Origin of the sequence: Yoonia sp. 72, from assembly GCF_034652275.1 — a bacterium.
Classification (GTDB): domain Bacteria; phylum Pseudomonadota; class Alphaproteobacteria; order Rhodobacterales; family Rhodobacteraceae; genus Yoonia.
Map to the genome: position 1 here is coordinate 701,501 of NZ_JAXIWG010000002.1, position 14,603 is coordinate 716,103.

Annotated in this window: 15 protein-coding genes and 2 pseudogenes; 11 read left to right on the plus strand and 6 right to left on the minus strand. The window is 59.9% G+C overall.

Annotation, left to right across the window (positions count from 1 at the left end; translation table 11 throughout):
- Positions 1-43 precede the first annotated feature (43 nt).
- From VCK47_RS11905 to VCK47_RS11930, 6 genes are read left to right on the plus strand one after another with little or no spacing between them, the layout of a single operon-like run.
- A complete protein-coding gene (locus VCK47_RS11905) occupies positions 44-1,171 on the plus strand; it encodes an ABC transporter permease (RefSeq protein WP_322890636.1) in 1,128 nt (375 codons plus the stop codon).
- Between the two features lie 4 nt (positions 1,172-1,175).
- Entirely contained in the window at positions 1,176-1,883 is a 708-nt protein-coding gene (locus VCK47_RS11910) for an ABC transporter ATP-binding protein (protein WP_322890635.1), read from the plus strand.
- Positions 1,883-2,800, plus strand: a complete 918-nt coding sequence (locus tag VCK47_RS11915; protein ID WP_322890634.1) for an efflux RND transporter periplasmic adaptor subunit — start codon at positions 1,883-1,885, stop codon at positions 2,798-2,800. The genes VCK47_RS11910 and VCK47_RS11915 overlap by 1 nt, the downstream gene beginning before the upstream one ends.
- Positions 2,797-4,155, plus strand: coding sequence for a TolC family protein (locus VCK47_RS11920; protein WP_322890633.1), 1,359 nt, complete (start codon positions 2,797-2,799; stop codon positions 4,153-4,155). The genes VCK47_RS11915 and VCK47_RS11920 overlap by 4 nt, the downstream gene beginning before the upstream one ends.
- A gap of 9 nt (positions 4,156-4,164) precedes the next feature.
- Positions 4,165-4,857 carry a response regulator transcription factor gene (locus tag VCK47_RS11925; RefSeq protein WP_322890632.1) on the plus strand — a complete coding sequence of 231 codons (693 nt, stop codon included), beginning with the start codon at positions 4,165-4,167 and terminating at the stop codon, positions 4,855-4,857.
- The gene (locus VCK47_RS11930; RefSeq protein ID WP_322890631.1) at positions 4,854-5,987 is read left to right on the plus strand and encodes an ATP-binding protein; all 1,134 of its coding nucleotides are present in this window, start codon (positions 4,854-4,856) and stop codon (positions 5,985-5,987) included. The genes VCK47_RS11925 and VCK47_RS11930 overlap by 4 nt, the downstream gene beginning before the upstream one ends.
- Before the next feature lie 109 nt (positions 5,988-6,096).
- On the opposite strand, the gene VCK47_RS11935 is transcribed toward VCK47_RS11930, so the two are convergent.
- Complete coding sequence (locus tag VCK47_RS11935; RefSeq protein ID WP_322890630.1) at positions 6,097-6,309, minus strand: helix-turn-helix transcriptional regulator; 213 nt, start codon at positions 6,307-6,309, stop codon at positions 6,097-6,099.
- A 140-nt stretch (positions 6,310-6,449) separates the two neighbouring features.
- Here VCK47_RS11935 and VCK47_RS11940 point away from each other — a divergent pair, with 140 nt between their 5' ends.
- The 3 genes from VCK47_RS11940 (at position 6,450) to VCK47_RS11950 (ending at position 8,393) form a co-directional block, all read left to right on the plus strand.
- Entirely contained in the window at positions 6,450-6,800 is a 351-nt protein-coding gene (locus VCK47_RS11940; protein WP_322890629.1) for a hypothetical protein, read from the plus strand.
- A gap of 116 nt (positions 6,801-6,916) precedes the next feature.
- A complete protein-coding gene (locus VCK47_RS11945; RefSeq protein WP_322890628.1) occupies positions 6,917-7,489 on the plus strand; it encodes a hypothetical protein in 573 nt (190 codons plus the stop codon).
- A gap of 88 nt (positions 7,490-7,577) precedes the next feature.
- Positions 7,578-8,393, plus strand: a complete 816-nt coding sequence (locus VCK47_RS11950) for a hypothetical protein (protein ID WP_322890627.1) — start codon at positions 7,578-7,580, stop codon at positions 8,391-8,393.
- Between the two features lie 124 nt (positions 8,394-8,517).
- Here VCK47_RS11950 and VCK47_RS11955 read toward each other — a convergent pair whose 3' ends face one another.
- The 5 genes from VCK47_RS11955 to VCK47_RS11975 all read right to left on the minus strand — a co-directional run bounded on the left by VCK47_RS11955 (position 8,518) and on the right by VCK47_RS11975 (position 13,072).
- Positions 8,518-10,404, minus strand: coding sequence for a relaxase/mobilization nuclease domain-containing protein (locus VCK47_RS11955; RefSeq protein WP_322890626.1), 1,887 nt, complete (start codon positions 10,402-10,404; stop codon positions 8,518-8,520).
- On the minus strand, positions 10,382-10,750 hold the full coding sequence (locus VCK47_RS11960) for a plasmid mobilization protein (protein ID WP_416236669.1): 369 nt from the start codon (positions 10,748-10,750) through the stop codon (positions 10,382-10,384). The genes VCK47_RS11955 and VCK47_RS11960 overlap by 23 nt, the downstream gene beginning before the upstream one ends.
- 11 nt (positions 10,751-10,761) lie before the next feature.
- Complete coding sequence (locus VCK47_RS11965) at positions 10,762-11,214, minus strand: hypothetical protein (RefSeq protein ID WP_322890624.1); 453 nt, start codon at positions 11,212-11,214, stop codon at positions 10,762-10,764.
- A 532-nt stretch (positions 11,215-11,746) separates the two neighbouring features.
- Positions 11,747-12,457 (minus strand): hypothetical protein, encoded by a 711-nt coding sequence (locus VCK47_RS11970; RefSeq protein ID WP_322890623.1) that lies wholly within the window; start codon positions 12,455-12,457, stop codon positions 11,747-11,749.
- Positions 12,458-12,670: 213 nt separating this feature from the next.
- Complete coding sequence (locus tag VCK47_RS11975; RefSeq protein ID WP_322890622.1) at positions 12,671-13,072, minus strand: hypothetical protein; 402 nt, start codon at positions 13,070-13,072, stop codon at positions 12,671-12,673.
- Positions 13,073-13,460: 388 nt separating this feature from the next.
- Here VCK47_RS11975 and VCK47_RS11980 point away from each other — a divergent pair.
- A pseudogene (locus VCK47_RS11980) lies at positions 13,461-14,261 on the plus strand (IS1380 family transposase); the annotation flags it as partial.
- A gap of 61 nt (positions 14,262-14,322) precedes the next feature.
- Positions 14,323-14,592 (plus strand): annotated as a pseudogene (locus tag VCK47_RS11985) (transposase); the annotation flags it as partial.
- Positions 14,593-14,603 lie beyond the last annotated feature (11 nt).

Here is a 14,603-nt window from a genome sequence, read left to right on the forward strand (position 1 = left end):
CGACCTCCACCGCTTCTCCACACAGAGCTGTCAGACTGGCACGATGACCAATCTTGCGCTCAAATCGGTTCTCCACGGCTGTCGGCGGTATCTTCCGGTGGGTATCGCCGTGGGCGTCTCGGGGTTGATGATGGTGGTGCAGGCGGCACTGGCGATGGGGGCGTTTTCGCTTTCCGCGGCCCCCGTGCGGCTAAGCCAGGCCGATCTGTGGATCGGCCCTGCAGATGCGATGTCGCTGGATGAAAGCCGCGGGCTTAGCCAACTGGCCGTCGGGCGGCTTTGGCTTGATCCCGATATCGTCCGGATCGAAGCCTACATGAGCCCCCCATTCGTTACCATCGGCGAAGATGAGGATGCGGGCGAGATCGGGTTCATCGTCGCTTTGCAACTGGGCGATGACACGATGCTGCTGGCCCGCGCGATCCCAGCCGCGCTTCGCCAGCGTCTGGCCGATCCGGGCACCATCATTCTGGACCGCACGGATGCACGCAAACTGGGGGTGGCGGTTGGGGACCGGCTGCGGGTCAGCGGCCAGTCGCTGCGCGTGGTGGCCTTGGCCGAAGGCGTGCAGGCGATGTTCGGCACCCAGATCATCGCCTCGGAACTGACTGCGCGGGATCTGGGTCAAGGCGCGGGCAGCGAGCCTGCGTTCTATCTGGCCCGCCTGCGCCCCGGTGCCGATCCGCAGGCTGTGGCCGCGCGGCTGGAGAACGTGACCCCGCTGCCGGAATACCGGGTCTGGTTGCCGGGTGATCTGGCGGCGCAAACGGTCCGGTCCTGGGCGCTTGGGTCGGGGGCGGGGACGCTGTTCGTAGCGTCGAGTGCGATTGCGCTGGTCATCACGCTGATGGTCGTCAGCCAGACGCTGGGCGCCGCGGTGGCAAGCGCCATGCGCGAATACGCGGCCCTGCGTGCCTATGGGATCAGCTTCCGCGCGGTGCAGTGGATCGTTACGAAACAGGGGCTTTATGTCTGCGTGGCAGCATTGGTGCTGACAGCGGTGGCCTCAATGCTGGTGCTGTGGGTGCTGCATCAGCGCGGTGTGGCGTCGGAATTGCCCCTGCCCTTGGCCGGCGCAGTGAGCGTGGCGCTGGTTCTTACTGTGGTGATTTCAAATCTGGTCGCTCTGCGCCGTCTGCGCCGTGCCGATCCAGCTTCGTTGTTGAGGTAAACAGATGAAACACGACATTGATTTGCATGTGCTGTCCGGCACAGGCCTATCAAAAAGCTTTGGCAAGGGGGCGAAGGCCGTGCAGATCCTGCAAGGTCTGGATATCTCCCTACCGCGCGGCGCGCTGTCGCTCGTCAAGGGGCCGTCGGGTTGCGGCAAATCTACCCTGCTGGCGATCCTTGCCGGGCTGACGGCCCCCGATGCGGGGCGGGTTGATGCCTTGGGACAGGATCTCTGGTCACTGCGACCGCCCGCGCGGGATGCGTTCCGGCTGCGGCACATGGGGTTCGTGTTCCAAGGATCAATCCTGTTTCCCGCGCTGCGGGCGCATGAACAGATCGAACTGGTGCTGAATTACATGGGAATTGCACCAAAGGCTGCGCGCGACCGGGCAATGACAGCGCTGGAAGACGTCGGGCTTGGCCCCCGCGCCGACCTGCGCCCCGATGCGCTATCAGGCGGGGAAAAGCAGCGCGTGGCGATTGCCTGTGCGCTGGCAAAGGCACCGGAGATCATTTTTGCCGACGAGCCGACCAGCGCACTGGATACCGAAAACAGCGATCTGGTCAGCCGGCATTTGCGCAGGCTTGCGAGCGATCACGGGGTGACGGTGATCTGCGTGACGCATGACGACCGGCTTAGCCCTTGGGCGGACCGGATCTATCACATGCGGGCCGGCAGGATCGACCGCATCCAGACCGAGGTGACCTGATGACACGGGTCCGCGCGATAAGCCTTTTTAGCCTTCTGATGATCAGTGCCGGGCTGCCGCCGCTATTTGCGCAAGATGGGGCGGAGTTTTCGTTCATAGAGCAAAGCGCCGCCTTCATCGCTGTGGCGCGCGGTGTTGTGGAACCGTCGGATGGGTTGATGCGGCTGGCCGCGCAGCGCGAAGGGCTGATCGAGGCCGTGATGGTACAGGAAGGCGACCGGGTCACCAAAGGGCAAGAGCTTGCCCGCCTGAACGATACCGCAGCGCAGGTGCAACTGACCATCGCACAAACCGAACTTGACCAGAGCCTCCTGCAGCAACACCTGTCACGTCTGCGGGCCGATGCAGCACAGGCCGAGGCGGACAGGCTTGCCCCCTTGCGCGCCGCCGACGCGATGCCGGGCCGTCAGATCGACGAGGCGGTCCGCAACGCAGAAATTGCCGCCATCGAACTTGAGGTCACGGGCCAGAATGTAGTTCTAGCACAACAAAAGCTGTCCGAACAGCGGGCGGCCCTCGATGCCCATATCGTGCGCGCGCCAGCAGACGGGATTATCCTGCGCCGCACCGCGCGGCCCGGCGATGGCACCTCGACCAGCACGGTGACCGAGATGTTTCTTCTGGCCCCCGAAGGGCCGCTGGTGCTGAAAGCGCAGTTGGATGAACAATTCGTGGGTCTGGTGCAGGTGGGCCAAAGCGCCGAGATCCTGCGCGAACGCGATGACGGCAGCCGCCTGACCGGCACCGTCAACCGGGTGGCACCCGTGTTCGGAAGCCTTGCGTCAGCGCAGCCCGGTCAGGTGGCAGGGGGCGATGCCGCCCGCACCGTGGAAATCTCGATCCTGCTGGAAGGGCCTTCAGACCAGCTGGCACGGCTGGTGCTTGGGCAACGGTTGATCGCGAGGATTGCTCCATGAGACTGTCCGCCGAACTTTTGATTTCATCCCTGCTGCTCTCAGCCTGCGCCGCGTTCCCCGAATTGGACGGCAAGCCGGTCGCAGCCCTTCGCGCTGCTGACTTTCAATTCCCTGTGGAACGCGACACGGCACCCGCCTGGACACTGGATTTCGGTGATCCGTCCCTGCGGCGCATGCTGGCTGACGCGGACGCCGGGGGGCTTGACGCGGCCTCGGCCCGGGCGCGGTTTCGTGCGGCAGATCTGGCACTGGGCCAGGTGCGCGCCACGACCGGGCTGGGACCTTCAGCTGATGTCGGGGTGGACGACAACACTGCATCGGTGACAACAGCGTTGCGGTTTGAATCCGATCTTGCGGGGCGGTTTGACGCCGCCTTGCGCGTCGCGGCTTTGGAACATCAGGTCAGCGGGCTGGACCTGCTGATCGCGCGGCGCACACTTGCACGGGCGGTGACCCAAGGCTGGGTCGCACTGGCGATGGCGCGCAGCGAAGCTCTCCGCGCAGCTGCGGTGATCGAGGCGGAACAGACGGCCATCGCGTTGTTGCGGCTGCGCCGGGATGCGGGCGAGATCACGGGTGCCGAACTGGCCGCGCGCGAACAGGCGCTGATCCGCGCCCGTGCTGCCGTCGTTGGCGCAACCGGTGCCGTTGCCGTGGCCGAAGCACGACTGCGCGCACTTGGCGTGCAGACGATTCCGGATGCGATTTCGCTGCGGTCAGCCACACGCCCCGGCCTGCCCGCGCACACCGATCTGGCCGCGACGCAGGCCATCCCTGCCGTCTGCGTGGTCTGGCTGCGGTTTCACGCGGCGGATGCGTCGCGCGCCGAGACTTTGGCCGCCGCCCGCCCGCGTCTTGTGCTTACATCGTCCTTATCAGCAACGGCTGCAACGCTGGCTGGCCTGATTTCGAGGAATGCATTGGCGATCACCGATGCCGTCCGGCTGGAAGGGGCCATTCTGAACAACGGCGAGTCGCGGCGCCGGCTGGATCAGGCGCGGCTGACTGTCGCGCAGGCCGAAATTGACTGGCTGCAAGCACGCAATCAGGCCGAGATCGCCGCCATGGAGGCGGTGACTGCTGCCCAAAGTACTCAGGCCGGGCTTGACGCCGCGCTGATGGCGTGGCGGGGTGCAAAGGATGATCTTGACAGGACCCGCGCCCGACACGAAGCGGGCCTGGCCGATGCACTGGACCTGGCCGAAGCAGAAAATGGCGTGGCATCCGCCCAAGGCGATGTGGATCGCAGCCGGGCTGACGCCTTTCTGGCCGCCATCGTCTTGCACGACGCCTTGCCGGCCGGAACACCGGGCTGTGTTGTTACCCCTGCGCCTGCCCCGGCGCAAAGCATGTGAAAGCAGGCCATGGACCAAAACGACCCTAGCGCGCTGATCCTGATCATCGAGGATGAAGCCGAGATCGCCTTGATCCTGTCGCGCTATCTGGAGGCTGCGGGCTATCGCACCGCCACTGCGCGCGACGGCGATCAAGCGCTGCGGCTGACGGCGACCTTGCGGCCAGATCTGATGCTGCTGGATCTGAACATCCCGCGGCGCGATGGCTTTGCCGTGCTGTCGGCCTTGCGTGGGCGTGATGACACGCTGCCTGTCATCGTCGTCAGCGCCCTGTCCGATGATGTCGATAAGCTCTCAGCCCTGCGCATTGGTGCCGATGATTACGTCACCAAGCCCTTCAACCCCAAGGAGGTCGTCGCGCGCGTTGGTGCTGTGCTGCGCCGCATCCGTCCCCGGGGTAAGGCGGGGATGCGATTGGACAACCTGCTGCTGGACCCGGTGGCACGGCGGGTCACGGCGGATGGCCGCGACGCCGGTCTGACCGACAGCGAATATCGCCTGCTGCTGGTGCTGATGCAGCAGCCCGGCCGTGCCTTCAGCCGGGCCGAACTGCTGGACGCCGGGCTGGAGGACAGCGAGGCCCTCGAACGCACAGTGGACAGCCATATCTCGCATCTGCGAAGCAAGCTGACAGAGGCGGGCGCCGAGGTTTGCATCGTCAATCTGCGCGGCTTCGGCTATCGTCTGGACCCGATCGGATGAGGGGGCTGTCGGGCTATCTGTTTCGCGCGGCAGGCCTGTCGGTTCTTGTCGCCGTCGGGGTGATGTTCAGCGTCGTGATGCTGGGCGACTGGCTGAGTTTCCGTCTGTTCGAGGCAAGTCTGCCCGCCGCTTTGCGGGCGGAACTGCACAGCGATCAGCCGATCGGGGTGGAATTGTCGAATGCTTTGAACGCCTATTACGTCAGCTGGCCGTTTCGCATCGTCATGCCGGGGGCCATAATCTTCGGCACGCTGATCGGTGGTCTTGTCGGCATGGTGCACAGCCGCCGTCTGACGCGCCCGCTCGATGCCGTCGCCGATGCGCTGGCGGCCCTTGCACAAGGGCACAGCGACGCACGGGCCGTCTGCCGCCCCAGCAGGATCACCGAAATCGACACCTTTGTGCGCAACTTCAACGTCACCGCCGAAGGTGTCGCCCGTTCCGAGCGCGAGTTGCGCGAAACGAATGCCGCCATCGCGCATGAACTGCGCACGCCGCTGACTGTGCTGATCGGGCGGCTGAACGGCATGACCGACGGTATCTTTCCGACGGACGAGGCCGGTCTGCGGGCTCTAATGACGCAAACCGGACAGCTCCACCGAATCATCGACGATCTGAACCTGCTGACGCTGGCCGATGCCGGGCGGTTTAAGTTGCATCTAGAAACGGTGGATCTGGCCCGACTGATTGGCGATGCGCTGGCAACCGAATCCGATGAGATTGAAACAGACCTTCGCCACGCCATTCTGCCTGCCGACCCCGCCCGGCTGCGGCAGATGCTGGCGGTGCTCTTGGACAATGCCCGGCGCTATGCCGGCGGGCAAGGTCTGCGGGTCGAGACCGAAACCGATGGGCCGATGGTGGTCCTTCGGGTGCTGGATCGCGGCCCAGGCCTGACACCCGATCAGGCCGCGCGCGCCTTTGACCGCTTCTGGCGTGCCGATGCCTCTCGCGGAACGGTTGGCGGCGGCAGCGGATTGGGGCTTGCGGTGCTGCGCAGTCTGGTCACCGCACACGGCGGCGATGCCCGATACGCGCCCCGCCCCGGCGGGGGTGCGATGTTCATCCTATGCTTGCCCGGCATCACTATGCCGCTCATGCCTAGGCAGAAAAAATCGCTAACTTATTGAGTGTCCGTTTCCAGTCGATCTTGCCGCCACCGCCACCGCCATCGTCCGCTCCCAGCCCTAGTTGTCACGCGCTGCGCCTCCACAACCTCGTTCGATCACATCACCCAGCTTATTCTGATTTCTGCAAAAGCGACGCCGCCTCGATCTCCAGAGCATCGGCTAAACGAGCGACGACATCGATGGTCGGGTTGTAGACGTTGCGTTCCAACGAGCTGATGTAGGTGCGGTCGAGATCTGCGCGATGGGCAAGCTCTTCTTGTGACAGGCCTTTCCGTCGTCGTGCCGCGCGCAGGTTTTTTGCGAAAATCTCTCGAATGTTCATTCGACAGAACTTTGCGGGTTGTAGGGTATACAGCTACGGAGTATACTCTACAAATGGTCTTGGTGACAGGCTTAGCTGACCGAAGCGCAACGTGGCAAATGCGGCGTGGTAGCCTTGTGGTCGGCTGGAAGGGGATGGGAATGAAAAGACATTTCTCAACATGCATATCCGCCATCGGGTTGGCTGCCCTTTTTGCAGCCCCGGTGCAGGCGCGTCCGGCAGATTGCCAGCTGGTGGTCGGCGGCCAAGCCTACATCGATGGTCCGTGTGATTTCCGGTCCTTGGATGACGGTTCCGGCAGCTTCCAGATCACAAGTGCCGATGAACGCTACTTCGCCTTCCTTTATGTCGAGGGTGCGGATGCGGGAACGGCCTATTGGAACGAGATTGCGGGTGTATCGCATGCGCATACGCCGCTAGGGGCGCTGACCCGCGATGGTGCCTGCTGGGTGAATGCAGTGACGCGTCTCTGCGCGACTGACGAACGCTAGGGAGCGATTTTCACGGCACGGCTGACGTTACCAGCCGCAATCAAATTCATCGGGCGCTCTGGCCCATTTCGACGCGCATCCGCGGGACGGATATCATTTTGTCAAAGAGGTGAGGCATGAATACAAAAGCGCGTTTCGACCAGGGTTATGATGTGCAGCAAGATGGTGACCGACAGATTGTCTCATGGCGCGGCGATGGCGTGTCATGGGCGGCCTATGTCGTCTTTCCGCTGGTTTTTCTGGTTGTTCTGCCACTGCTGATCCCGCCGTTGTGGTTCGTGTTTTTCGCCCTGTTTTTGGTTGCGGTTTTCGTTCTCTATCTGTCGTTTCAGCAGCAAAGCCTCACGCTGACAAAGACGGCCATCATCAAGGACGGTCAGGAATACGATCTGGAGCGGGTCTCGGAATTCCTGATCGACAATCCGATGGACAAGGATGTTTCGGTTGCAGCACAGCCCGGTTTGATCATCGGCGGCACCGGCATTGCGGGGGCGTCATTGGCGGCCACCAGCCTGATGGCGAATGCGGCGAGCTCTGCTGCGCTGGCAGGTAACATCGCGATTTCGCGGTCGGCCGCCAAGCGGCGGTTCCGTGTGCGGATGCGTTATGGTGCCAAGGTCGTGACGCTGGCGCGTAACCTCAAACAGGACCGCGCAGTCGCGATCTTTCATCTGCTCACCAGAACGTAGCACGCGAGTGAGCCGCCTCCGATCGGGGCGTGCGCAAACCATTCACTCCCCAGATCCCCAAACCTATTTCCCAAAAAGGACAACGCCCATGACATCACGTTTTGCTTTTCAAAAAATGCCGTTCAAACAAGTCCGCCTTCCGCTCGCCGTCCTGGTCGCCGTTGTATCCACGCCAGCCATGTCGCTCGACCTCGAGCTTGCCATCGCGCCGGCCGGGATTGTCACCGACCACCCCTATCGCATCCTCGGCCTCGCGCCCGGCGCGACTTACGAGGAGATCGAAGCCGTGACCTCAGAGCGGGGTATTCCGCTTTATGCGCAAGAAGGCGTCATGACCGTCACCAGCGGTGGCACGCGGATCGGGTTGAACGTCACCTACGGCTTCCAGACCCATGGCTACGACAATCCGTTCCTCTATCAGAACGAGACCGAATATGAATTCATGCAAGGTGTCCTGTCGACGAACGCCACCGGCAATGTCGCAATCTCGATCTCGCGCAGCCTTGGGATCCCGCTGCCGGAAGCTCCTAGTCTGGACGCGTTGCGCAAGCAGGTCATTGACCAGTTCGGAGAACCCACGCTGATCGACCGCGAGCTGAGCTTTGACCGCGCGATCTGGGTGCATGATCTTGACGGGGTGCAGATCGCGCCAGGGTCTATTGACACGATCCCGGAGAATTGCGGCGGTCAGGCGCAATTCATCATCGTTGATCCCGCGACGGTCAAGACAGGATGCTCAGTCACCTACGAAGTCGCATTCCGGCAAATGGCCTCCCACACGCTGATCAAGTTCACCATCGTTGATTACCTGCTCCGCGACACGGACCGCATCGAGGCGGTCAAACAGATCAACGCGGCCATTGCCGGAACGGGCGATGATGCACCGTCTGATCTCGATTTGTGATATCGGCGGGGCAGGGCGGGTGGCAAAAGGCCCCCGCTTTCCCATCGCCTGAGTACAGTTAATCTGTGTTCACGCTGGGTCCGGACAATGCCGTCGTTGCTTGCAGTTTTGGATTGCAGCAAGATCAGGTGTCGTGAGTGGGGATGACATGCGCGCCATCTGCGGTATCAGACTCATCAAGGCCATCTTCGCAGGTGACATGTCGTTTGGTTTCGTCATCCAGCCACAGAGGTTCGTCCAGCGGTTGCTGGCAATATCGTGCGTGGGGCAGCAGTTCGGCAATGCGTGAGCGGAAATCCTTCGCCTCGGCTGCCTCATCAAGTGCGATGAAACAACGTCGACCTTTCGTTAGCGCCTTTAGATGATGCGCCATGTGGGGACTCAGACTATTCTGGACGGCGATGATCAATGGCTGTGGCTTTTCCTCGTGCGCGGCCTGCAGCACTGCCGCCTTTGCGTCTGAAACGATGATCATGGTCTCAGCGTCGCGTGGGCCAAGAAGCCCAATGCCGTCATCGTGACCACAGGTAGATTTCAACACAGTAAAGGCCATCTGTTCGATAACGTCATAGCCTACGATACTTTCGCGTTGATTGCGCTTTGCCAGCATTAGATTTCCATGTTGATCAGCGCGGAGATCATCGGGAAAACGTTTCAGAATTTCACTGAGCTGCTCTGGAACTTCAGTCGGGCTTTGGTAGGGGGCCAGTGCCCATTTTTGCCGCAGATGCGTATGTTCTACATTGGCGGGCGCGGTTTCCTCTGCTGCTGCATCCGAGAATATTTTGCGCAAAAGATGGCGGTATCGCCGCAGATGCATGACATCTGGCACCAGCTTTTCCAGTTCAACTGTGGCGTCAAATCTGCTTTGGCGAATTGCGCGGGTGTCGGAATCCCATGTCTTGATCTGTGCGCGAAAGTTTTGCCGCATAATATGACGGATCGCTTGTGCGACGACCGTCCGCCGGCCTGAGAGCTGGCCATGAATGTTTTGCGCCGTCCTTGTCTGATATGCGTCGATCTGTCGTCTTACAAGCTGCGGCTCTTCACGCAGGCGACGATGTTCGAGCCGCTGTGCCTCGATAATTTTCGACGCGCCTATAAGCTGGCTGCCAATACCGCTGGCCTTGATGTTCTGCGCCAAGGGGCCGTTTTGTTGCTGTGCGGCGACATATGCCCCCAGACGCGATTGCATTGGCCCAAGGCCGTATGCCGTTCCAAGATGACTGGCTGCCATCGCCCATTTTCGCGTCATGCGCATGATCCTTGCACCGCCACTGTGAAGAACATAGCGAAGGCCATGATCGGCGAGCGTGGAATGAACATCTTGCCAATCCTTTGACCGGTTAAGGCGATTGCGGATCTGATCCATGACACTGGTTGAAATGGCGTCGCGCAAGGCTGGCAAACCCGTGCGTCTTTCGTATCCCCGCTCTGCGCGCCCGTCGCGACGAATACCCTTATTACGATCCTCGATTTTCTGATCCCAATGTTTGGCTGGCTTGGGCAAAAGATGCACATCGCCATTGATGATCGCGCAGTCAAACCGCCCACAATCCTGCGGCCATCCCATCTCGAACTCAATGCGGCGACAGGCCTTTTCCATCCGCGCATAATCATGGCTGAGCGATAGCGCGTCACCTGTGATGGGATGCACGCAATTGAGGATTCCATGCGCATGCAGCGTTGAACGATTAGCGTGAACACCGATAACATATTGGTGCTCACTCCCGCCAAGTTCGGCAATGACGCGGCGCATACTGTCGATCATTTCCGCGTCGCTGGGATTTTCAAACTCCGACCACGACACCGCAAGATGTAATACCGCAGAGCGCAGATAGGGGCGCAGACCCGCGGTAAAGTCCATCTGGCATGCTGCGTCCTGCCACTCGCCCGCAAGGTTTGCCGTCTCAATCGCTCGGGCTTTGGCGCACACATAGGTAATGCGTGGACCAAAGCGGTGCGCCGCTTTGGTCGCTGATACGCGATTAGCGATCTTCTTCGCCAGCATCGCGCTGATCCTTGATAAGCGCGTGCTGCAGGTCGGCGATCTTCATGCTGATGCGCAACTGTTCTGTGCGATGACGATGAATCTCCGCGCCTTCTAGGGTGTGTGGCAGCGCCAGAATGCTTGCCGCGATCTGACCCAATTCTCCAACGATGACACGGCGCTGCCGAAGGCTTGGCCCGTCATCGTTTTGCAACCGGTCACGCTGGTAGGCCGCGAGGGTTCTATACCCCTTGCGCTTCGCTTTTGCTTCGAACTTCGCCTTTTCGTCAGCTGTAACGCGCAGATTGATCATGGCGTTCCGCCTCCGCTTGTTTGAGCGCCTTTTTCCATCTCCAGAGCGTACCATCAGATGTCATCTCAAGATGCTGATGTGGACGACATCTGATCAAGAAGCTCGTCGAGTTCTGCTACTGCTTGCTGGTGATCGCGGTTTGTTTCTGCGTGAGTTGATCCCAGTCCGGTCTGCTTGGATTTTGGCTTGACCTTGGAAACCAGCGTGGCGGTTGATGTGGCATCCAGCGGGCCTGCCTTGGTCTTGCGCTTGGTTGTCGTCCCCTGAGACTTTGTCGCAAGTTCCCGCAGATATGTCGAAAGCGTGCTCGGGTTGATCTGTCCGCCATGTTGACCGACCATTTCAGCGATGTCTTGCAGATCGTATCCCAGCGCCAAAGCATTACGAATGATCACCTCTATCTCGGCCACCATTTCGCGGGCGGAGTAGTCGGCTTTGGGCTTTGGCGGCAGTGCTGCCAGTTCGGCGCGAAGGCCTTCCAGCCCCTTGGCAGTGATTTTGAGAGGTTTCTGTGTCATGTCGGTTTTCCTTGAAGAATTATTGACCGACTCCCCTATTATGCGCATTTCGAGACAAAACAAAACAGACTGACTGTTTATCCACATAAATCGTTTTGCATAATGACCCTCGATGTTGGCCCTTTGCCAAACATGCCAGTTTGGTTGCCGCCAAAGCATCTGAGGCGGCGATTGGTTCCGCGCTTGTGGGATTTGGTTCTCCCTCGTATTTAGATTTTCGCATTCTAGCAGGGTATGCTGGCGGTAAGACCGCCCTAACGATGCCATCATCACCCAGATAGATTGACGCGCTACCTTGCCGCGTTGTGGCCGCTGGGGTGTCAGGCTCGTTGAAATCCTGATCGGGCGCATCAACCAATGCCGCTGATGTCGACAATACGTTTCTCGCCGCCCTGCTTGCGAACGGCGATCTGTGCGGGATTGTCTGGCCGAGCTGAGATGACGCTGTATCGTGGCATGACTGCCCTTAGCGGATACCAAACTGGATCGAGCACCAGAAAAGGTCAGGACGTCTCGTCGCCTGCGTCCGCCGTCAACGTCGCAACGGGATCACGTTATCGCCAAACGAAATCGGATCAAGAACCAGCGCGGCGTCCCACAGTGGTGTCTTGTGATAGACACGCTCGTCCAATCCAAAGCCACCATCGTATCGCAACAGTCCTGCCCAACACAGCGGACGCAAGACAGCGAGCGACAGTCCACGTGCCGGGCCGCCCCAACCGGGGGCGATTTCGCCATAGAGGATTTTTGCGTAATCTGGTGCCGTGATCCCGTCGCCAATCTCGTGGTTGAGGATGTTGAGGAAGAGATCCCAACCGCCCATGGGCGCTTCGGATTGCATACCTTCGGCGTGATCGAACCGGAACAGAAAGGCAGGAACAACTTCCGAGAATGCCTTGTCTGCAGATACCGCCAGCGCTTTCCCAGTCTTGCTCAGCCGGTAGGTCCCTTTGTATTTCCGACCCCATTTCAGGCCATCCATCAGCGCATGCAGATATTCCAAGGGCGCTACATCGTATTCGTTCAGCACCTTGTTGACACTGTAGAGTTTCTCTTCGGTCCAGCCAGGAAATGCGATCTGTGCAACCGCCCACTCGATGAACCGACGGTTCCATGCACCCGATTTGGTGAGGCCGATTTCGCCATGCTCTGCAATGTAATCCGCCGCGGCCAGATACGCCCGCGTGATGGGGGAATGCGGCAAGATCAGATCACTGGGCGGAGTCTTGAAGGTGATCGTCAATCTGTCACGTCGATGGCGTATGGGTGGACGTAGCCAACAGTTTAGCATTGCCCGAGGGGTGTTTGACAAGCCACCTTGGACGATGTCTTGTGCATCAGTGCCCCTCCCACGGCAGGATGCATAAGGCTTTACCGGAGCGGTTTAGTATCGCGCGCGGTGCTGCGCCCCATTAGGGACTTCAAGTCGCTACCTGAAATCGTTGTTCAGGATGAACTATTGATTGTCATAAGGGTCATCCCCGTTCAGCATAATGAATACGCCAAGCAATTCACCAAAGCGGGCCTCGACGTTCATCATATCGAAATACTCTCCATCGACATGGGCTGCATGAATTTTCTGGGTGTGTTCGATGTAGAATGGTGTCACGAGCCGACCGCAGGCATGACGATTGTCGGCATCATATCCGATGGCCATTTTCAAATCCGACCCCTTGACCTGATAAAGGCGCACCTTTTTGTTTACTGGATCGTAGCCTTGTTCAGATGAAGGATCTTCGGGCGTGAAGATCACATCGACACCGAGCGCAAATGCCATTGCCATGACAAGTTCTTCATCAAGCGACAAACCTTCGATAATCTGGAAATCATAGCACATTTGAAGAATTGTTCTGGTCATTTTCATTTCACCTTTGCAAGGCGGAGGGTCCGCCAGCTACTTTCAAGGTGACTCTTGGTATTGCTTCTGAAAAAATCATCCCAGTTGCAGTCGATTACTGTGGATACTGCGGCCGACAGGCGTTTTTTTGTGGATAACTGTTGGAAGACACGCTTCCAGATTCCACGCTCGGCATGGTTTGTGCGCGGCGCAAGGGTTCTGATTTCTTGGTGGCATACCTCTGCTTTCGGCCTGCCCGCCTCCTACTCCATGATCATCCCGATTATTTGCGCCTCGGTGAAACTGTTTTTTCTCCCCATATTCCCCAAGTAAATCTCTGATTTCGCTGTCCTGACCATGGTATTTTCTATATAAATCATGGTGTTGATGGCTGCGAGGGACGGGTTTCATGGATCACCCAGAGGGTGTGGGCTTGCAGCGGGCAGATCGGGTGGATTTCGACCCTGGTGTGCGGCTGGAATTTCGTGGCACGCAGCTCAGTTCCGACGGTGGCCTGCTGGTGATGCGCGAGCTGGATGACGCGCTCGGGCTGTCCGATCTGGCTTCAGCAGCGCTGTGCGACAACCGCCGGGGCAAGAACACGGTCCATCGGCTCGACGGGCTGTTCCGGCAATCGGTTTACGGGCGGCTGGCCGGATACGAGGATGTCAACCACGCCGACCGTCTCGCCCGCGATCCGGTCATGCGCCAAGTTGTCGGCGGCAGGGCTGTCGATGCACAGGCCGCCTCGGCTTCCCAGATGGGGCGGTTTGAGACGGAGACGCTTGCCTCGCCTGCGAACCGGGAGGCGCTGGCCGACCTGAACGGGCAATGGATCGACCGCTTCCATGACCGCAACGGGCTGAAGTATATCGTGCTGGACATGGACAGCTCGGTCAGCCCGACGCATGGCGATCAGGAAGGTGCTGCCTGGAACGGGCACTTCGACTGCACCTGCTATCACCCGAATTTCCTGTTCAACCAGTTCGGCATGCTGCAACGCTGCGCCCTGCGCAATGTTAACGTTCACCGCGCCGACGGCTGGCCGGACGTCCTTGATCCTGTCATCGCCCGCTACGCTGACCGCGACATTGGGGGCCGCTTCTTCCGCGCGGATGCCGCCTATGCGATTCCGGCGATCTATGAGCGACTGGAAGAGACAGGCTATTTCTACGCCATCCGGATGAAGAAGAACGCCGTTCTCGTGGAATGCCCCCACTGAAGTGGTCCACCAGCTGGGATAGTTTTATCCCATTTCAGGAGGACCAGAGATGGCTGGAAAGAGAGACAAACCCGAAGAGATCGTGCTGAAGCTGCGGCAGGTTGAAGTGCTGCAAGGCCAAGGCAAGTCGATTGCAGATGCTGTTCGACAGATTGGAGTGACGCAGCAGACCTACTATCGGTGGCGCAAGGAATATGGTGGCATGAGTCGAGATCAGCTCAAACGGCTGAAGGCGCTGGAGACCGAGAACGCGCGGCTTCGGCGTGCCGTGTCGGATCTGACGCTGGACAAGATGATCCTGACCGAGGCTGCCCAGGGAAACTGAGGTGC